Source organism: Chitinimonas koreensis, assembly GCF_014353015.1.
Taxonomy (GTDB): Bacteria; Pseudomonadota; Gammaproteobacteria; order Burkholderiales; family Chitinimonadaceae; genus Chitinimonas; species Chitinimonas koreensis.
Genome location: NZ_CP060704.1, coordinates 3,891,886 through 3,910,456 on the forward strand (window position 1 = coordinate 3,891,886; position 18,571 = coordinate 3,910,456).

The 18,571-nt window shown below is 71.6% G+C and carries 14 protein-coding genes and 2 pseudogenes; 9 read left to right on the forward strand and 7 right to left on the reverse strand.

Going from position 1 to position 18,571, the window contains the following annotated elements; translation table 11 throughout:
• Positions 1–400: 400 nt before the first annotated feature.
• The 4 genes from H9L41_RS16220 to H9L41_RS16235 form a co-directional block, all read right to left on the reverse strand.
• Positions 401–1,624 carry an SMP-30/gluconolactonase/LRE family protein gene (locus tag H9L41_RS16220; RefSeq protein ID WP_028444696.1) on the reverse strand — a complete coding sequence of 408 codons (1,224 nt, stop codon included), beginning with the start codon at positions 1,622–1,624 and terminating at the stop codon, positions 401–403.
• A 202-nt stretch (positions 1,625–1,826) separates the two neighbouring features.
• Complete coding sequence (locus H9L41_RS16225; RefSeq protein WP_034605892.1) at positions 1,827–2,363, reverse strand: GNAT family N-acetyltransferase; 537 nt, start codon at positions 2,361–2,363, stop codon at positions 1,827–1,829.
• A gap of 180 nt (positions 2,364–2,543) precedes the next feature.
• Entirely contained in the window at positions 2,544–4,493 is a 1,950-nt protein-coding gene (locus H9L41_RS16230; RefSeq protein WP_187523478.1) for a putative bifunctional diguanylate cyclase/phosphodiesterase, read from the reverse strand.
• Positions 4,403–4,657 carry a hypothetical protein gene (locus H9L41_RS16235; protein ID WP_187523479.1) on the reverse strand — a complete coding sequence of 85 codons (255 nt, stop codon included), beginning with the start codon at positions 4,655–4,657 and terminating at the stop codon, positions 4,403–4,405. Before H9L41_RS16235 ends, H9L41_RS16230 begins: the two co-directional genes overlap by 91 nt.
• Positions 4,658–5,034: 377 nt before the next feature.
• On the opposite strand from H9L41_RS16235, the gene H9L41_RS16240 reads away from it, so the two are divergent.
• From H9L41_RS16240 to H9L41_RS16270, 8 genes and pseudogenes are all read left to right on the forward strand, one after another.
• Positions 5,035–5,508 (forward strand): MASE1 domain-containing protein, encoded by a 474-nt coding sequence (locus H9L41_RS16240; protein WP_187523480.1) that lies wholly within the window; start codon positions 5,035–5,037, stop codon positions 5,506–5,508.
• 395 nt (positions 5,509–5,903) lie between these two features.
• Positions 5,904–6,242 (forward strand): annotated as a pseudogene (locus H9L41_RS25055) (PAS domain S-box protein); the annotation flags it as partial.
• 167 nt (positions 6,243–6,409) lie between these two features.
• The gene (locus tag H9L41_RS16245) at positions 6,410–9,676 is read left to right on the forward strand and encodes a PAS domain S-box protein (protein WP_187523481.1); all 3,267 of its coding nucleotides are present in this window, start codon (positions 6,410–6,412) and stop codon (positions 9,674–9,676) included.
• Between the two features lie 91 nt (positions 9,677–9,767).
• Entirely contained in the window at positions 9,768–10,544 is a 777-nt protein-coding gene (locus H9L41_RS16250; protein WP_028444698.1) for a sulfite exporter TauE/SafE family protein, read from the forward strand.
• 337 nt (positions 10,545–10,881) lie between these two features.
• Complete coding sequence (locus H9L41_RS16255) at positions 10,882–11,667, forward strand: SDR family NAD(P)-dependent oxidoreductase (protein WP_034605894.1); 786 nt, start codon at positions 10,882–10,884, stop codon at positions 11,665–11,667.
• Positions 11,668–11,704: 37 nt separating this feature from the next.
• Positions 11,705–12,355, forward strand: coding sequence for a TetR/AcrR family transcriptional regulator (locus H9L41_RS16260; RefSeq protein ID WP_051318680.1), 651 nt, complete (start codon positions 11,705–11,707; stop codon positions 12,353–12,355).
• Between the two features lie 263 nt (positions 12,356–12,618).
• Positions 12,619–13,014, forward strand: coding sequence for a dihydroneopterin triphosphate diphosphatase (gene nudB / locus H9L41_RS16265; protein ID WP_308419526.1), 396 nt, complete (start codon positions 12,619–12,621; stop codon positions 13,012–13,014).
• 287 nt (positions 13,015–13,301) lie between these two features.
• The gene (locus tag H9L41_RS16270) at positions 13,302–13,472 is read left to right on the forward strand and encodes a DUF3149 domain-containing protein (protein ID WP_157461802.1); all 171 of its coding nucleotides are present in this window, start codon (positions 13,302–13,304) and stop codon (positions 13,470–13,472) included.
• Positions 13,473–13,649: 177 nt separating this feature from the next.
• Here H9L41_RS16270 and ccoS read toward each other — a convergent pair.
• A pseudogene (ccoS, locus tag H9L41_RS16275) lies at positions 13,650–13,864 on the reverse strand (cbb3-type cytochrome oxidase assembly protein CcoS).
• Positions 13,865–13,869: 5 nt separating this feature from the next.
• Entirely contained in the window at positions 13,870–16,350 is a 2,481-nt protein-coding gene (locus H9L41_RS16280) for a heavy metal translocating P-type ATPase (RefSeq protein WP_028444700.1), read from the reverse strand.
• 150 nt (positions 16,351–16,500) lie between these two features.
• Between H9L41_RS16280 and H9L41_RS16285 the strand changes: the two genes are divergently transcribed.
• The gene (locus H9L41_RS16285; RefSeq protein ID WP_187523483.1) at positions 16,501–17,694 is read left to right on the forward strand and encodes an HD-GYP domain-containing protein; all 1,194 of its coding nucleotides are present in this window, start codon (positions 16,501–16,503) and stop codon (positions 17,692–17,694) included.
• A gap of 235 nt (positions 17,695–17,929) precedes the next feature.
• Here H9L41_RS16285 and H9L41_RS16290 read toward each other — a convergent pair whose 3' ends face one another.
• On the reverse strand, positions 17,930–18,385 hold the full coding sequence (locus H9L41_RS16290; RefSeq protein WP_028444701.1) for a YiiD C-terminal domain-containing protein: 456 nt from the start codon (positions 18,383–18,385) through the stop codon (positions 17,930–17,932).
• Positions 18,386–18,571: the final 186 nt, after the last annotated feature.

The window sequence follows — 18,571 nt, forward strand, 5'->3', positions numbered from 1 at the left end:
ATTGCGTGGAGATGAAGTTATCGTTAACTCAATCGAAAATCGTCCCACTCGGAATCTATGCACTGTCCGTCGTCTCCCCTCTCCCTCCGGGAGAGGCACCCGTTCCTGCTTGGCAGAAACGGGGAGGGGTGAGGGAGCGACGATTCAGAGATCGCTGCCCGCTCCTGCGTGCCCAGGCAATGCGGTCCTCGTTAGAACCGGTAGCGACAACTGAACCGTCGCTCCCTCACCCTGCCCTCTCCCGAAGGGAGAGGCTTACGTCGCATCAACTCGTATGGCAGTTCATATCCATACTTTGCCAAGATCGCTCCACCCGCGGCGGCGATCCTTACATCGAGGACAAGCGGCGACGGTCTCCCTCTGAAGGACCGGGCCGGCTACCAGGCCTGGCAGGCCCCTTTCACCGCCGCAACGGCACCGCCACCACCACCGTCCGCCGCAGCGCGGCCGGGTCGTTCAGCGAGCCGTCGGGCTGGTAGTGGCCGACGAAGGAATTGGCGATCACGTACAGCGCCGAACCGGCGATGGCGCCGGTGGTCGGCTCGGCGAAATCGGGATGCAGGTGCGACTGCAGCACCGTCAGCCCGTCGATGCGCGTGCCGCCGTCGGCCAGCGCGATGCGCACCACCCGGCCCGGATTGGTCGAATTCTGGATGCCGAGCAGCGCGCCCTCGTGCCAGTAGAGGCCGTCGATGCCGCCGGTCACCACCGTATCGGGCTGCGGCAGCCGCTGCATCTCGGCGCTGGCCGGGTCGACCCGGGCGATGCCGGTCGACAGCGTGACGTAGACCGTGCCGTCCGGCGCCACCGCCACGCCATTGGCGCCGCGCAGGGCGCCGGCCTCGCCGAAGCGGTGCAGCGAGACCTGGCCCGGCCGCATGCGGAACAGCGTGCCGGCGGCCGAATCGGTGGCGTACAGCGTGCCGTCGGCAGCCACCGCCACGTCGTTGAGCTGGCTCGCCTCGGGCGCCTCGTGGCGCGCCGCCCGCTTGCCGCGCGCCAGGTCGTAGCGCAGCACCGCGTTGCGCCGCGGCGTGGCGCCGGCCAGCAGGGCATTGCTGCTGACCGCGTAGAGCGCCTTGCGCGGCGCGTCGACGGCGAGGCCCAGCACCGCGTCGAGCCCGTCGCCCGGCTGCGAGAAATCGCGCGCGCGGCCGTTGCGGTCGACCGCCAGGATCTTGCGCTGGGCGATGCTGCCGACGAAGAAGCGGCGGCCGGCCGGGTCGTAGGCGATGCCCTCCGGGATCAGCCGCGCGTCGCGCAGGCGGAAGCCGATCGGCGCTTCGGGCGTCTTCGGCTCCTCGTCCTCGAGCTTGAAGCGCAGCACCTGGAAGGCCGGGTCGTCCCACAGCGCGTCGAAGCCGAGCCCGGGCGCCGGCAAAAGGCCCAGCCGGCGCCCCTGCAGGCTGCCCAGCGCGGCGAGCGCCTTGTCGCGCTCGCCGAGCCCGGCGTAGGTCATCGCCTGGTAATAGACCAGCAGGCCGTCGCCGGGCCGCTCGGCGCGCAAGGCGTCGAGCCGGGCCAGCCGCGCCCGCAGCGCGGCCTGCGGATCGTCGGCGGCCGCGGCCGGCAGATGGCTTGCGGCCAGCAGGGCCAGGGCGGGGATCAGGGTGCGCAGGAACATGGCGGGGGCTCCGGGTTGGAGGTGGCCGCGTCGGAACGGACGGCGGCCGGATCGATTGCAGGCCGGGCGTGGCACGGACGTAGGTCGGGCTTCATGCCCGACGGCGCCGCCGGCCGAGATCGCTGTCGGGCATGAAGCCCGACCTACGCCCTCGGAACCGGCCGTGGCCGCCGCGATACGGGATGGCTTCCTGCCGCCCGGTTCAGCTGCCGGCGTCGGCCGCCGCCGGGTCCGGCCCGTAGCCGAACAGCATCAGCACCTCGTCGCTGCCCGGCAGCGTCACGGTGCGCTCGAAGGCCAGGCCCAGCTGGCCGAGCAGCCGGATCGAGGCGGCGTTCTCCGGCAGCGTGATGCCGACGATGCGGGTCAGGCCCAGCGGGCCGGTCGCGTGCGCCATCACCGCCTCGGCGGCCTCGCTGGCGTAGCCCTGGCCGCGGTGGCGGGCCAGGAAGGCGAAGCCGATGTCGACGTCGGCCAGGCCCGCGCGCCGGATCAGGCCGCACAGGCCGAGCGCCGCGCCGTCTTTGGCGCGCTCGACCAGGTAGAGACTGAAGCCGTGGCGCAGCTGCATCGCCGCCGGGCCGTCGACGATGTAGCGGCGGGCGTCGTCGAGCGTGCGCACGCCGCGGTCGCCGATATAGCGCAGCCAGCCCAGATCGTTGAGCAATTCGAGGATGAAGGCCGCGTCGTCTTCGGCCAGCGTGCGCAGGGTCAGGCGGCTGGTTCGGAGTATCTGCATGGGTGGATTCACCGGTTGCGCCGGCGGACAGTCCGCCGGGCGATTGATGCCGGGGGCAATCATACCTGCGCCGTGGACGGTACCGCAGGAGCGGCTTCAGCCGGGAATGGCGCCGGTGGGTGCTCGGCCCATTCGCGGCTGAAGCCGCGCCTACGCGCGCCTATGGCGACGATCGGATGCCTACGCCGCCTGCAATAGCCAGTCGCGGATGAAATCGGTGATGGTCCGCGCGTCGCCGGGGCGCGAGAAATAGTAGCCCTGCATCACCTCGCAGCCCTCCGCGCGCAGGTAGTGGAACTGCGCCTCGCGCTCGACGCCCTCGGCCACCAGGTCGAGCCGGAGGCTCTGCGCCATCTTGATGATGGCCGAGACGATGGCGGCATCGCTCGGGTCGGTCAGCACGTCGCGCACGAAGGACTGGTCGATCTTCAGCACGTCGATCGGGAAGCGCTTGAGGTAGCTCAGCGAGGAATAGCCGGTGCCGAAGTCGTCGATCGCGATCGAGATGCCGAGCCGCTTGAGGTCGTCCAGCACCGCGCGGGTGCGCTGGGCGTCGATCAGCAGCGTGCCCTCGGTGATCTCCAGCTCGAGCTGGCTGGCCGGCAGGCCGGTCTGCGCCAGCGTCGTCGTCACCATCTCGACGAAACCCTTGTCGACGAACTGGCTGGCGGCGATGTTGACCGCCATCCGCATCGGCGGCAGGCCGGCGTCGTTCCAGGCGCGCGCCTGGCGGCAGGCCTCGCGCAGTACGAACTTGCCCAGCGGCACGATCAGGCCGCATTCCTCGGCCAGCGGCACGAACTGCGCCGGCGGCACCAGCTGGCCGTCGGCGCGCACCCAGCGCACCAGCGCCTCGACGCCGACGATACGGCGCGAGCCGGCGTCGATCTGCGGCTGGTAGTGGACGGTGAACAGCTGCTGGTCCATCGCGTCGCGCAGATGGCGCTCCAGCGCGTGGCGCGCCAGGATCAGGTCGCCGATCTCGGCGACGTAGAACTGGTAGCGGTTGCGGCCGGCCGCCTTGGCGCGGTGCAGCGCGGCGTCGGCACGGCTCATCAGCGTCTCGTGGTCCTGGCCGTCGTCCGGGTAGAGGCAGATGCCCATGCTGAAGGTCAGGTCGAAGCGCTTGCCGTCGATTTCGTACGGCGCCGAGACCGCCGCCAGCAGCTTGTCGGCCACCTGCACCACCATCTCGTCCGAATCGGCGTGCTCGAGCAGGATCACGAACTCGTCGCCGCCGGGCCGGCCCACCATGTCGGCCGCGCGCAGGTTCAGCGACAGCCGCTCGGCCATCGCCTGCAGCAAGAGGTCGCCGGTGGCGTGGCCTTGCGAATCGTTGACGTACTGGAAGCGATCGACGTCGAGCACCAGCACGGCGAAGCGGTAGCCATCCTGCTGCGCGCGCAGGATGGCATTGCCCAGCCGCACGTTGATCAGCGTGCGGTTGGGCAGGTCGGTCAGCGCGTCGCGCTCGGCCAGCTGCACGATGCGGCTGGCCATCAGCCGGGCGTTGTCGTGCAGCGCCTGCTCGGCCTGGCGCCGCGCGGTGATGTCGGTCATCAGCGCGAAGAAGCCGTGCACCCGGCCCTCGCGCACGTCGGGCACCAGGCTGACCTGGCCGAAGCGGACCTCGCCCGACGGCGTCAGCACCTCGCGCTCGAACAGCTGCGATTCGCCGCGCAGCGCGCCCTGGATATGCGGCGAATCGGCGATGAAGCGTACGTCGCCGATCACCTCGCGCAGGTGCTTGCCGCGGATCTGCGACGGCGGCAGGCCGAACCACGGCGTGTAGGCCGAGTTGGCGAAGCGGTTGCGCAGTTCGGCGTCCCAGTAGCCGATCAGCGCCGGCACGTGGTCGATGATGGCCTGGATGTCGGCCTGCGAGCGGTGCAGCGCGTCGAGCTGGCGGCGCAGCCTGAGCTGGGTCTCGACCCGGGCGCGCGCCACCGGCATGTTGATCGGCTTGTGGATGAAGTCGACGCCGCCGACGTCGAGCGCGGCGAGTTCGTTGTCGTGGTCGGCGTGGGCGGTGACGAAGATCACCGCGCAGTGGGCGTTGCGCGCCTCGGCGCGGAGCCGGCGGCAGACCTCGAAGCCATGCACGTCGGGCAGTTCGAGGTCGAGCAGCACCAGGTCCGGCTGCAGGCTGCGCGCCAGCGCCAGGCCCGTTCGCCGTCGGTGGCGAAGGCCAGCTCGCCGCAGCCGTCGAGCCCGGCCTTGAGCAGTTTGATGTCGTCGATCCGGTCGTCGATGATCAGGATGCGGCTCGGCCGCTCCAAAGCGTCGCGCAGCATGGCTTCGTCCTCGGTGCTCGGGTGCGCTCGGCCGGCGTCGGCGGCCGGTCGGCGTGGATATGTAGGCGTCGTTGTCCCGGCGCCCGGCGCGATTCGATCGCCGATCCCGCGATCGGGTGCCTCGCCGGGCGCGTTTTTATCCTAGTTTGAATGGGTCCGCCATGCCGGGTTTCGCCTTGCCCCGCGCCGCAGCCGGCGCCGGCGCGGTGAACGCGAGGCGGCGGGCCGGGGTCGAACCGCTCGCCCCGCGGCGCCGGCGCGCAGGCCCCGGCCAGGCGCCCGCCCGGCGCATCCGCGGCGGCAAGGACGATCGCCGCCGGCCCGCCCGGCCGGCATCCCGCGCGCGTGTACGAGTTCCCTGAACGAGGAGAAGGCGCATGCCCGACGCGCCCACCCGGCCGCCCGCCGCCGCGCCGGTTTCGCCGTGGCTGCTGGCCGCGCTGACCTTCGCGCTGTCGCTGGCCTGCATCAAGCTGTCGCGCACGGCCGGCCCGATCGCCTTCATCTGGGTCGCCAACGCGGTCGGCTTCGCCGTGCTGATGCGCGCGCCGCGCGCGCGGCTGGGGCGGCTGGCGCTGGCCTTCGCCGCCGGCAACCTGCTGGCCAGCCTGGCCGCCGGCGACGCCCCGCCGCTGGCGCTGGGGCTGTGCGCCGGCAACCTGGCGGTGGTGCTGCTGGCCACCTGGCTGGTGCGGCGCCAGCTGCCGCAGGTGATCGCCGGACCGCTGCGGCTCGACGACAGCCTCTGGATCCTGCCGATCTACGGCGTGCTGGCCGCCACCGCCGGCGGCCTGGTGGGCAGCTTCGCGCTGTGGCTCTGCACCGGCGCCGACCCTACCCGGCCTTCATGAACTGGTGGGTCGGCGACGTGGTCGGCCTCGCCATGATCGGCCTGCCGGCGCTGAGCCACCGGCCCGCCGCCTCGACCTCCGGCATGCCGCGGACGAGCCTGCGCCGGCTGGCCGCCTACCTTGGCGGCACCGGCCTGTTCGCGCTGCTGGCGCTGCACTTCCTGCCCTACCCCTTCGTCTACATCGCGCTGCCGCTGATGCTGATCGGGCTGCGCGACGGCGTGATCGCGGCGGCCGTGGTGTGCAATCTGTGCGTGCTGCTGCTGGGCTTCGGCATGCTGGCCGGCTGGGTGCCGATCGAGCCGGTGATCGCCGCCCACGGCGCGCTCGAGACCTGGGCCGCGGTCGGCGTGACCAGCCTGTTCCCCACCCTCCTGGGCCTGGCGGCCGAGGAGATGCGGCGGCGCCAGGCCAGCCTGCGCGCCAGCGAGCAGCGCTTCCGCGGCGCGCTCGAATGCGCCGGCACCGGCTTCGCGCTGGCCGACATGCAGGGCACCATCCGCGAGGTCAACGACGCGATGTGCCGCATGGCCGGCTACCGCCGCGAGGAACTGCTGGGCCGGCGCGGCGAGGACTTCTCCCATCCCGACGACGCGCATACCTCGCGCGAGGTGCTGGCGCGGCTGCAGCGCGGCGAGATCGCCCACTGCACGCTGGAGAAGCGCTACCTGCACCGCGACGGCCATCCGATCTGGACCCGCGTCAACGTCTCGCTGCTGCTCGGCGCCGATCCGCGCGCCGAGCGCGAGCTGATCATCCAGGTCGAGGACATCTCCGAACGGCGCCAGCACGAATGGTCGATCCGCCAGCTGTCGGAGCGGCTCGAGCTGGCCACCCGCTCGGCGCGGCTGGCGGTATGGGACTGGAACCTGGTCGACGGCAGCCAGCTGTGGACGCCGAGATGGACCGGCTGTACCAGACCGACGCCGCCGACGAGCCCGACCGCTACCAGGCCTGGCGGCTGCGCGTGCATCCGGACGACCTGGCGCCGACCGAGGCGCTGCTGGCCGACGCGCTGGCCGGCCGGCGCGAATTCGCCACCGATTTCCGCATCGTGCTGCCCGGCGGCGCGGTGCGCGACATCCGGGCCGCCGCGCTGGTGCAGCGCGACGCCGCCGGCCGGCCGGTGCGGATGGTCGGGCTCAACTGGGACGTGACCGACCGCAAGTCGACCGAGGCGCGCTTCCGCAAGCTGATCGAGGATGCGCCCGAGGCCATCATCGGCATCGATTCGGCCGGCCGCATCAAGGTGGTCTCCAGCAGCGCGGTGCGGCTGTTCGGCCATCCGCAGGAGGCGATGATCGGCCAGTCGATCGACATGCTGCTGCCGCCGGCCGTGCGCGCCGGCCACCAGGCCCAGGTGGCGCGCTACATGCAGAGCCCGAGCCAGCGCTACGTCGACGCCCGGCTCGACCTCAAGGGTTGCCGCGCCGACGGCAGCGTGTTCCCGGTCGACATCGCGCTGGGGCCGGTCGAGGGCGCCGGCGAGGTGCGGGTGATCGCCATCGTGCGCGACATCTCGGCGCAGAAGCTGGCCGAGCAGCGGCTGGTGGAGACGCGCAACCAGCTGCAGGGCGTGATCGACGCCGCGCGCGAATTCGCCATCGTCGCCACCCGGCCCGACGGCGTGATCACGCTGTTCAGCAGCGGCGCCGAGCGCATGCTCGGCTACGCCGCCGACGAACTGGTGGGCCGCGCCACGCCGGCCGTGCTGCACCTGGCCGAGGAGCTGGCCGAGCGCAACGAGGCCGACCGCGGGCCGATGGAAGAAGCGGCGCCGGCAGGCTTCGAGGCGGTGGTGCGGCGGGCGCGGCGGCACGAATCCGACGCCGGCGAATGGACCTACGTGCGCAAGGACGGCAGCCGGCTGAGCGTGAGCCTGGTGGTCAGCGTGATCCGCGACGCCGACGGTGGGGTCGCCGGCTTCCTCGGCATCGCCCGCGACGTCGGCGCCGAGCGCGAGGCCCAGCGCGCGCTGGCGCGCGCCAAGGAGCAGGCCGAGGCGGCCAGCCGCGCCAAGAGCGAATTCCTGGCCAACATGAGCCACGAGATCCGCACCCCGCTCAACGCCGTGCTGGGCATGACCCAGTTGCTCGAACACACCGGGCTGGACCACGACCAGCGCGAATACGTGCACATGATCAACGTGTCGGGCCGCTCGCTCTTGGGCATCCTCAACGACATCCTCGACTTCTCCAAGATCGAGGCCGGCCGGCTCGAGCTGGTCAACGAGGCGTTCGACCTCGGCGAGGTGATCGACACCGTCGCCACCATCATGTCGGTCAACGCCGCGGCCAAGAACCTCGAGCTGATCATCCACGTCTCGCGCGAGATCCCGCGCACCCTGGTCGGCGACGCGCTGCGGCTGCAGCAGGTGCTGGTCAACCTGGTCGGCAACGCGATCAAGTTCACCGAGGCCGGCGAGATCAGCCTGTGGGTGCAGCTGGTCGAGGCGCTGCAGGACGTCGTGACGCTGCGCTTCGAGGTCTGCGACACCGGCATCGGCCTGTCGGCGGCGCAGCAGGCGCGGCTGTTCGCGCCGTTCACCCAGGCCGACAGCTCGACCACCCGCCGCTTCGGCGGCAGCGGGCTGGGCCTGGTGATCTGCAAGCGGCTGGTCGAGATGATGGGCGGCCGCATGGGCGTGAACAGCACGCTGGGGCGCGGCAGCGAATTCTGGTTCGACGCCCCGCTGCGGCGCGACCGCGGCAGCCAGCCGCGGCAGCTGCGGCGCGGCCTGGAGCGGCTGCGGGTGCTGCTGGTCGACGACAATCCGCGCTCGCGCAACGCCATCCGCGAGACCGCCGAGGCGCTCGGCTGGCAGGTCGAGGCCGCCGCCGACGGCGGCCAGGCGATCGCCGCGCTGGTCGGCGCCGCGGCGCGCGGCCAGCGCTACGACGTGGCGCTGCTGGACTGGCAGATGCCGGGCCGCGACGGTCTCGAGACGCTGCGCGCGCTGCGCGAGGCCGCGGCCGGCGAGGGCGCGCCGCCGGCGGTGCTGATGGTGACCGCCTTCAATCGCGAACGCATGCTCGAAGCCAGCGGCGGCGAACGGATCGACGCCGTGCTGAGCAAGCCGGTGACCGGTTCCTCGCTGTTCGACGCGGTGCTGCAGGCCTGCGCGCTGGCCGGCGAGGACATCCTGCCGGCGCCGCGCGACGCCCAGGACCAGCCGGGCGTGCGGCTCGACGGCCTGCGCCTCCTGGTGGCCGAGGACAACGCCTTCAACCAGATCGTGGCGCGCGGCGTGCTCGAATCGCTCGGCGCCGCGGTCGACATCGTCGGCAACGGCCAGCTGGCGGTCGATGCGCTGCGCGCGGCGCCGACGCGCTACGCCTGCGTGCTGATGGACGTGCAGATGCCGGTGATGGACGGCTTCACCGCCACCCGGCTGATCCGCGAAGAGCTGAAGCTGACGCTGCCGGTGATCGCCGTCACCGCCGGCGTGATGGAATCGGAACGCGCGCAGTGCTTCGCCTGCGGCATGGACGAGATCGTGCCCAAGCCGATCGAGCTGGCCCAGCTGCTGGCGGCGCTGGGCCGGCGGCTGACGCTGGTGCCGGCGCCGGCCTCGCTGGCCCGGCTCGACGAATGGCTGGCCCAGGCCAATGCCGACAACCGCACCGCCCACCTGCTGGTCGACAGCTTCCTCGGCGAACTGCGCACGATCGAGGCCAGGCTGGCCGGCCATTTCGCCCGGGACGAGACGCCGGACGCGCAGCGCGCGCTGCATACGCTCAAGGGCACCGCCGGCGCCTTCGGCGCGCTGGCGATCGCCTCCTGCGCCAAGACCATGGAGGCGCTGCTGCGCGAGGGCGAGGCGGGCCAGGCCGCGGCCAAGCTGCCCGAACTGGCGCGCGAGATCGCCGGCTTCGAGCCGCAGCTGGCGCGCTGGCTGGCCGACCACCCGCTGGCGGCCGAAGCGCCGCCGCCGACCCCGCCCGAACCGCCCGCCGCGGCCGAGATCGAGGCGCTGCTGGACCGGCTGCATGCGCGCAACCTGGCGGCGCTCGACGCTTTCGAGGCGCTCGCGCCGCGCCTGGCTGCCGTGCTGCCGGCCGGCGCGCTGGCCAGCCTGCGCCAGGCCTTCGACCGGCTCGATTTCGAGCGGGCGGCGCAGGAGATCGAGCGGCTTCTGCCCGGCGGCGCGGCGGCACGGCAAGACTAGCAGGCGCTCCGTCGATCGGCGGCCGCACTGTATCTACCGCCGCCGCCGCGCAGGCCCTACCATCGGGCCCTCCTCCCCGCCGTGCCCCGCCATGCCCGAACTCGCCCTGCTCGAATTGCTTCCCCTGGTCCTGCTCTCCTTCGCCGCCGGCCTGATCGACGCCGCGGTCGGCGGCGGCGGGCTGGTGCAGATTCCCGGCCTGTTCGCGGTGATGCCGCAGCAGCCGCCCGCCACGCTGTTCGGCACCAACAAGTTCGCCTCGGTGTTCGGCACCCTCACCGCCACCTGGCGCTACGCGCGCCACGTCGACATCGCCTGGAAGCTGGTGATCCCAGCCGCGGTCACCGCCTTCGCGCTGTCCTTCGCCGGCGCCGCCGCGGTCAGCTACCTGCCCAAGGAGCTGATGCGGCCGCTGGTGCTGGTGCTGCTGCTCGGCATGCTCGGCTACACGCTGTGGAAGAAGGATTTCGGCGCGCTGCACCGGCCCAGCCGCATCGGCCGGCGCGAGCTGGCCATCGCGCTGGCGATCGGCGGCGCGATCGGCTTCTACGACGGCTTCTTCGGCCCTGGCACCGGCAGCTTCCTGATCTTCCTGTTCATCCGCTTCTTCGGCTTCGACTTCCTGCGCGCCTCGAGCGCGGCCAAGGTGGTCAACGTCAGCACCAACCTGGCCGCGCTGTGCTTCTTCATCCCGCACGGCAACGTGCTCTACCACTACGCGATCCCGATGGCGGTCGCCAACATGTCCGGCGCGCTGGTCGGCACCCGGCTGGCGGTGGCCGGCGGCACGGCGCTGATCCGCAAGCTGTTCATCGCGCTGGTGACGGTGCTGATCGCCAAGCTGGCCTGGGATGTTGTAGGGCTGTGAAAAGTGAAAGGTGAAATGTGAAACGTGGACCCCATCCCCGCCCCAGCCCTCCCCTTGAAGGGGAGGGAGTCGCATTGCGACACGTTTAACGATCACGGCCCCTTGAAACGGGTGCGCCCTGCTCCTCCCCCTTCAAGGGGGCGGTTGGGGCGGCCGGCGTAGGCCGGGGATGGGGTCCGCATTTCACGTTTCACCTTTCACATTTCACTGCTTCTCAACACCGTTCGTCGCACCGAATTCCTTTTCGAATCAATCCGGATTGACCAATGACCAGTGGTCATTTATGGTTCGCACCCATCAAATGACCATTGGTCATCAACACAGGGGACAATCGGACATGCAAGACCTCAAGGGAAAATGGGCGCTGGTCACCGGCGCATCGAGCGGCTTCGGCAAGGACTTCGCCGCGCTGCTGGCCGAACGCGGCGCCAACCTGGTGCTGGCGGCGCGCCGTACCGAGCCGATGCAGGCGCTGGCCGACGAATTGCGCACCCGCCACGGCGTCGAGACGGTGGTCGAGGGCATCGACCTGGCGCGGCCGGGCGTCGGCGCCGAGCTCAAGCAGCGGCTCGACGCCCGCGGCATCGCCGTCGACGTGCTGATCAACAACGCCGGCTTCGGCGTCTACGGCCCCTTCCTCGACCAGCCGCTCGAGAAGACGCTCGAGATGCTGCAGCTCAACATGCTGAGCCTGACCGAGCTGACCCACGCGTTCGCCGGCGACATGGCGCGCCGCGGCGGCGGCCACGTGCTGCTGGTGGCCAGCATCGGCGGCTACCAGGCCACCCCGACCTACGCCGCCTACTCGGCCAGCAAGGCCTACGTGCTGCTGTTCGGCGAGGCGCTCCACACCGAGCTGGCGCCGCGCGGCGTCACCGTCAGCGTGCTGTCGCCCGGCATCACCGCCACCGGCTTCCTCGACGCCTCGGGCCAGCGGCCGACGCCCTACCAGCGGCTGATGATGATGCAGTCGCGGCCGGTGGCGCAGATCGGCCTCGCCGCGCTGTTCAAGGGCGTCCCCAGCGTGGTGCCGGGCCTGGGCAACAAGCTCACCATCCTGTCCAACCGGCTGGCGCCGCGCTCGCTGCAGAGCAAGGTGGCCTACCAGCTGATGAAGAACTAGCCGGGCCGCGCCTCCCGGCGAAGCTACAATCGCGCCCATGACCCAGCGCGCCCTTGCCCAAGACGACAAGCTGGCCCGCCGCGCCGCCATCCTGGCCGCCGCGCGCGGGCTGTTCCTGGCCGACAGCCACCAGCTGCCCTCCGCCGCCCGCATCGCCGAGGCGGCCGGGCTGGCCAAGGGCACGGTCTACCTGTACTTCCGCACCAAGGAAGAGATCTTCGTCGCCCTGCTGAGCGAGGAGCTCGGCAGTCTGCTGGCCGAGACCGCCGCGGTGTTCGAGGCGGCCACCGGCCGGGGCGAAGTCGTGCTGGCGCGCTTCATCGACCACTTCGTCGCCTACCTCGACGCCCACCCCGAGCTGATGCGGCTCGACGCGATGGCCTACAGCGTGCTCGAGCAGAACCTCAGCGACGAGCAGCTGCGCGTCTTCAAGCTCGACCTCACCCACGCGCTGGCGCGCGCCGGCGCCGCGGTCGACCGCGCGCTCGGCCTGCCGGACGGCCGCGGCGGCAGCCTGCTGCTGCGCAGCTACGCGCTGACCCGCGGGCTGTGGCAGTCGCTCGACTACCCGTGCAAGCTGCGCACGCTGCTGGCCGACCCGGTGTTCGCGCTGCTGCGGCCCGATTTCCGCAGCGAGCTGCCGCAAGCGCTGGCCGAGTACTGGCGCGGCGCGCTGGCGGCACCCTAGGGACATCGATTCCAAGGTTGCACCGCGGAGGACGCCGAGGACGCGGAGGGAAAAGCTGTCCCCCGTCCGTTTTCCTCCGTGTCCTCGGCGTCCTCCATGGTGAAAGCCTTCCCGGCCAGTGCAAGCGCGGCGAGGGTCGCTACAATGGCGCGGTCCGCTTCCCGCCCTGCCCTTCCCATGAACAAACCCTACAAACGCCCGGAATCGGTGCTGGTGGTGATCTACACCCGGCGCTGGAAGCCCTGATCATCGAACGCGCCGACGTGCGCCACGCCTGGCAGTCGGTCACCGGCAGCCTCGAGGCCGACGAACTGCCGCGCGACACCGCGCTGCGCGAGGTGAAGGAGGAAGTCGGCCTCGACGCCGCGCCGGCGCAGCTGCAGGACTGGGGCATCGTCAACGAGTGGGAGATCTACGAGGTCTGGCGCCACCGCTATGCGCCGGGCGTGTTGCGCAACACCGAGCACGTGTTCGGCCTCTTGGTGCCGGCGCGCTTCGAGCCGGTGCTGTCCGAGCGCGAGCACGTGCAATACCAGTGGCGCGACTGGCACGCCGCGGCCGAGGCGGTGTTCTCGCCCTCGAACGCCGAGGCGCTGCGGCTCTTGCCCGAGATGGCGGAGAAGTTCGCGATCGGCCTGGCGACGCAGGGCAACGCCTGAACGGGCCAGCGATCGGTGTCCGGTGATCGGCCATCGATCGATCATCGGCGACGCTGGAAATTTCATCCCCTAGGTCGGGCTTTACGCCCGACAGCGCCGCCTACCGAGGCCGCCGTCGGGCGTAAAGCCCGACCTACGACGAGCGTCGGCCATGCCGGAACGGGCTTGCGACGACACGGCGGCAAACAGGTCGCCGCCACGGCCGAGCGCAAGGCTTGATCCACCTCAAGGACCCCTCCGGCGGAACGCGGTTCAATGGTCACGTACCTTTCCGACCGGAGATGACCATGAACGTCCCGCTGCAAGACCTGCTCACCACCGATATCGGCATCCTCAGCCTGCTGACCATCGGCTTCATCGTCGGCATGGCCAGCTATATCGGCTGGTACGTGCGCAAGCATGTGCTGGCGGAGGAAGCCCGCATGGCCCATGACCCGCAGGCGCAGCAACGCCGCTGACGCCAGCCCGAACGCCGAACGCCGAACGCCGAACGCCGAACGCACATCATTGTAGGAGCGGCTTCAGCCGCGAATCGTGGAGACCGCCACCATCGGCGGCATTGCGACGATTCGCGGCTGAAGCCGCTCCTACGCATTCACGCCCACGCCTCGGCCGATCCGGCCGGGCCCGTACGTTCAAGCCGACGGCCCGCCTTTCGGCCCGCGGCCGTCGGCGTCCGGATCGACCTTATCGCCGCCGTCCGGACTGGCGCTGTCGTCATCCTGCAGGATGCGGTGCGCCGGCCCTCGAGGTCGTCGAACTGGCCGGCGCGCGTGGCCCACCAGAACAGGAGGCCGCCGCCGAGCGCGATCAGCACCGACAGCGGGATCAACAGGTAGAGGCTTTCCATGGCCGCTATTGTCCGCGCCCGGCGGCCGGCCGCGCCAGCCCCGTCGGCGCCGCCAGCCGGATCGCGTTGAGCACCACCAGCAGCGAGCTGGCCGCCATGCCGAGACTGGCCAGCCACGGCGTCACCCAGCCGGCCAGCGCCACCGGCAGCGCCACCAGGTTGTAGCCGAGCGCCCAGCCGAGGTTCTGCCGGATCACCGTGCGCGTGCGCCGCGCCGTGGCGACGCCGTCGGCCAAGGCGCCGAGCGGGCCGACCAGCACCAGGTCGCCGGCCGCCTGGGCCGACTCGGCGCCGCCGCCGACCGCCACCGAGACGTCGGCCGCCGCCAGCACCGGCGCGTCGTTCACCCCGTCGCCGACCATGATCACCCGCCGCCCCTGCGCCTGCAGCGCCTGCACGTAGGCCAGCTTGTCGGCCGGCAGCGCGCCGGCGCGCAACTGCCCGATGCCGAGCGCGGCCGCGACTGCGCGGGCCGGGCCTTCCGCGTCGCCGCTCAACAGATGCAGGCGCAGTGATTCGCCACCCGGTAAGGCAACCAGCTCGCGCAGCGCAGCGGCCGCCTCGGGCCGGATCGCGTCGCCGAGCGCGAAGCCGGCCAGCCAGGCCTCGGCGCTGGCCAGCCAGACCACGGTGTCGTCCCTGCGCCAGCCATCCGCCGCCGCCGGCCAGGGCGCGGCGCAGAAGCCGGCCACGTAGTCGCGCCGGCCGAGCCGGTAGCGCATGCCGTCGACGCTGGCCTCGACGCCGCCGCCGGCCTCGTTCAGGTAATCGGCGGCCTGCAGGCCGTCGGTGGAAACGTCGGCGCGCAGCGCCAGCGCCAGCGGGTGCTCGGACGCCGCCTCCAGCACCGCCGCCAGCCGCCGCGCCGGCCCGGCGCCGAGCGCCAGCGGCAGCGTATCGAGCAGCGCCGGCCGGCCCAGCGTCAGCGTGCCGGTCTTGTCGAACACCACGTCGGTCGCCGCCGCCAGCGTCTCCAGCGCATGGCCGCGGGTGACCAGGAGGCCGGCGCGCGCCAGCCGGCCGGTGGCGGCGGTCAGCGCCGCCGGCGTGGCCAGCGACAGCGCGCAGGGGCAGGAGATCACCAGCACCGCCACCGTGACCGGCAGCGCGTGCGCCGGATCGTGCGCCTGCCACCAGGCCCAGCCGGCCGCGGCCACCAGCAGCAGCGCCGCCACGAAGCCGCCGGCGACGCGGTCGGCCAGCTGCGCCAGCCGCGGCTTCTCGGCCAGCGCGCGGTCGAGCAGGCGCACGATGCCGGCCAGCTGGGTCTCCTGGCCGATGCGCAGCACCCGCAGCACCAGCGGCGCCGTGCCGTTGACCGCGCCGCCGATCACCGCGTCGCCGGGCCGCTTGGCCACCGGCCGGGCCTCGCCGGTCAGCAGCGCCTCGTCGGCCTCGCCCTCGCCTTCGAGCACCGTGCCGTCGGCCGGGTAGCGCTCGCCGGGCCGCACCAGCACCACGTCGCCGACCGCCAGCCGCGCCACCGGCGTCTCCTCGGCCTCGCGCGCCGCCGGCCAGCCGGCCAGCCGGTGGGCGAAGGCCGGGATCAGCTTGATCAGCGATTCGGCCGCCTCGCCGGCGCGGCGCCGCGCCATGCCCTCGAGGTAGCGGCCGCCGAGCAGCAGAAAGACGAACATCGACACCGAATCGAAATACACCTCGCCATGGCCGGTGAAGGTGGCGAGGCAACTGGCGAGGAAAGCGGCCCAGACGCCGATCAGCACCGGCACGTCCATGCCGACGCGGCCGCGCTTCAGATCGCGCCAGGCGCCGAGGTGGAAGGCCTGGCAGGAATACAGCACCACCGGCAGCGTCAGCACCAGGCTGGCCAGCTGCATCAGCTGCAGCATGCGCGGCGGGATCTCGTCGGCGCCGGCCAGGTAGACCGGCACCGCGTACATCATCACCTGCATCATCGACAGCCCGGCCAGCCACAGCCGGTTCAGCGCCGCCTTGCGCTCCTTCTGCCGCAGCGCGTCGTGCCGGCCCGGATCGTAGGGATGGGCGCGGTAGCCGATCGCGGCGACCGCGGCGAGGATGTCGGACAGCCGGATGCGCGCCTCGTCCCAGCGCACCCGGGCGCGCTGGGTACTGTAGTTGACGCTGGCTTCGAGCACGCCGGGCAGGCTCGCGAGATGGCGCTCGTTGAGCCAGATGCAGGCGGCGCAGGTGATGCCTTCGAGGATCAGCGCGGCCTCGCGCACATTGCCCGGCTCGGCCTTGACGAAGCTGGCCTGCACCTCGGGCGCGTCGTACAGCCGCAGCTGGGCCTGCAAGGCGTCGGGCAGGGGCGCGGCGCGGTCGGCCGGCTTGTCGCGCTGCTGGTAGTAGCCGTCGAGGCCGGCCGCGACGATGGTCTGGGCCACCGCCTGGCAGCCGCCGCAGCAGCACGGCCGCACGGCGTCGCGATAGGCGACGGGATAGCGCGGCGGGGCGAGGTCGGCCGTGGCGACCGGCTCGCCGCAGTGGAAGCAGGGTTCGGACATGGGGGCGATTTTACCGGGCGGCGCGGCATTCGCCCTGCGTTGCGTCAAGACGACGCGGGTGCGCCGGCCGGCCGCGCCGCCTATCATTCAGCCACAAGCACCGCGGCGACGGCCCGCAGGTGCGGCGGATTTCACGAAGAGACAAGCAGCATGCAACTGGAACGCGTCAAGGCGGACGACCTGGTGGCGGGTGACCGGGTACTGTGGGACCTGCACGACGAGAACGGCAAGCTGCTGATTCCCAAGGGCAAGATCGTCGGCAACGCGGCGCTGCTCGAGCGGCTGCTGGCGATGGGCCTGTACGCCGACGAGCTGGAGCTGTTCCGCACCCGCGGCGACAGCCGCGATGCGCGCCAGCGCGCGCTGCAGAAGGCGGCGCAGGTGCCGCTGTCGACGGTCGGGGTGCTGATGGCGGCGCGGCGCAAGCTCGATGCACTGATGCAGCAGCTCGACCGCACGCTGGCCGCCCGGCTGATCGGCGAGCGCGTCGGCGAGATGGCCGACCAGGTGATGTCGGCCTGCGAGGCCGACGCCGACGTCGCCATCGCCATGGTGCTGCTGCGGCAGGAAGGCAAGTACGCGGTGCGCCACATGGTCAACGCCGCGGTGGTGGCGGCGCTGGTGTGCCGCTCGCTGGGCAAGCCGGCGGCCGAGATGCGCTCGATCGTCTCGGCGGCGCTGACCATGAACGTCGGCATGATCGAATTCCAGGAGCAGCTCAAGGAACAGACCGGCCCGCTGAGCGCGGCCCAGCGGGCGCGGCTGGAGCGCCACCCGATGATGGGCGCCGACATGCTGCGCGAGGGCGGCATCAACGATCCGATCTGGCTGACTGCGGTCGAGCAGCATCACGAATGCATCGACGGCAGCGGCTATCCCGACGAGCTGTACGGCGCCGAGGTCGGCGAGGCGGCGCGCATCGTGTCGCTGGCCGACCTGTTCTGCGCCCGCGTCACGCCGCGCGCCTACCGCACCGCGGTGGCCTCCAACGTGGCGCTCAAGGGCATCCTGCTCGAACGCGGCAAGTCGATCGACGAGACCATCGCCGCGCATTTCATCCGCACCGTCGGCATCTTCCCGCCCGGCATGCTGGTGCGGCTGGCCAACGGCGAGGTCGGCGTGGTGACGCGCACTGGCGACAAGGTGAACACCCCGCAGGTGAAGAGCATCCTGACCGCCGACGGCCAGCGGCTGATGCTGGCGGTGGCGCGCGACACCGCCCAGGGCGAGTTCGCCATCCGCGAGACGGTCGATCCCAAGCAGCTGGCGACCTTCGTCAATATGGAAGCGATCTGGGGGCGTCGGCGGCTTACAGAGGCTGAGGCCGTCGGCCTCAGCCGGTGAAACGTGATGCCGCTGCGCGGCAGCGTGAAACGTGAAATGTGGAACCCCATCCCCGCCCCAACCCTCCCTTGAAGGGGAGGGAGTTCGATTGCGACACGTATGACGGTCACTGCCGCCCGGAGTCTCTGCGCCCTGCTCCTCCCCTTTCAAGGGGAGGTAGGGAGGGGGATGGGGTCACGTTTCACGTTTCACGCTGCCGCGCAGCGGCATCACGTTTCACCTGTCTTAACAGGCATCAGGTTTCACGTGCCCTGACCGCCACATAATCGCCGCGGAATCGCGCCACCACTTCATCGGCGCAATGCAATTCCACCGCCACCACCAGCCGAGCCACTCCGCGCCGTTCGAACTGGCGCACGAAGCGCTCGACCGCCTCGGCCTCGATCGGCAAGGGCACGGCCGAGAAATCGCCCGCCGCCGGCAGCAGGTAGTCGGTCTCGCCATGCTGGATCACGATCTCGACTGCCGCCACGACGCCCGCTTCGTCGAGCCGGCGCTGGGTCTCGACCCAGCCGGCCAGCGTCGCCAGCGTGGCCAGGCTGCCGCCGAAGGCAGTGCCCTTGTCGTTGACGTTGGGCGCCAGGGGCACCTGTAGCCGCTGGCGGCCGTCGGCCTCGGCGGCGGCGCTCACCTGCATGGCGCGCGCCAGCGGGATGGTGGAATGCAGCAGGGTCTGCCAATCGCGCGGCATGGCGGCTCCCGGGAAACGAAAAGGCGGCCATTGTAGGCCGGCCGCAGCGGTGGCGAAGCGTTAGCGCCGCACAAAACGAAAGGGCGCACCCACGGGTGCGCCCTCTTTCCGTCGGCTCGGCGGCCATCAAGCCCGCAGAACCGCGGCTGCAAGACATGAACACGTCGGGCGCTCACTGCCCCGCGT

Excerpts from the sequence above, each read along its gene's own strand:
- H9L41_RS16280 (WP_028444700.1), bottom strand. The coding sequence starts at position 16,350 with ATGTCCGAACCCTGCTTCCACTGCGGCGAGCCGGTCGCCACGGCCGAC.
- H9L41_RS16260 (WP_051318680.1), top strand. The coding sequence starts at position 11,705 with ATGACCCAGCGCGCCCTTGCCCAAGACGACAAGCTGGCCCGCCGCGCC.
- H9L41_RS16225 (WP_034605892.1), bottom strand. The coding sequence starts at position 2,363 with ATGCAGATACTCCGAACCAGCCGCCTGACCCTGCGCACGCTGGCCGAA.
- H9L41_RS16285 (WP_187523483.1), top strand. The coding sequence starts at position 16,501 with ATGCAACTGGAACGCGTCAAGGCGGACGACCTGGTGGCGGGTGACCGG.
- H9L41_RS16235 (WP_187523479.1), bottom strand. The coding sequence starts at position 4,657 with ATGCTGCGCGACGCTTTGGAGCGGCCGAGCCGCATCCTGATCATCGAC.
- H9L41_RS16220 (WP_028444696.1), bottom strand. The coding sequence starts at position 1,624 with ATGTTCCTGCGCACCCTGATCCCCGCCCTGGCCCTGCTGGCCGCAAGC.
- H9L41_RS16270 (WP_157461802.1), top strand. The coding sequence starts at position 13,302 with ATGAACGTCCCGCTGCAAGACCTGCTCACCACCGATATCGGCATCCTC.
- H9L41_RS16290 (WP_028444701.1), bottom strand. The coding sequence starts at position 18,385 with ATGCCGCGCGATTGGCAGACCCTGCTGCATTCCACCATCCCGCTGGCG.
- H9L41_RS16245 (WP_187523481.1), top strand. The coding sequence starts at position 6,410 with ATGGACCGGCTGTACCAGACCGACGCCGCCGACGAGCCCGACCGCTAC.
- H9L41_RS16240 (WP_187523480.1), top strand. The coding sequence starts at position 5,035 with ATGCCCGACGCGCCCACCCGGCCGCCCGCCGCCGCGCCGGTTTCGCCG.
- H9L41_RS16255 (WP_034605894.1), top strand. The coding sequence starts at position 10,882 with ATGCAAGACCTCAAGGGAAAATGGGCGCTGGTCACCGGCGCATCGAGC.
- H9L41_RS16250 (WP_028444698.1), top strand. The coding sequence starts at position 9,768 with ATGCCCGAACTCGCCCTGCTCGAATTGCTTCCCCTGGTCCTGCTCTCC.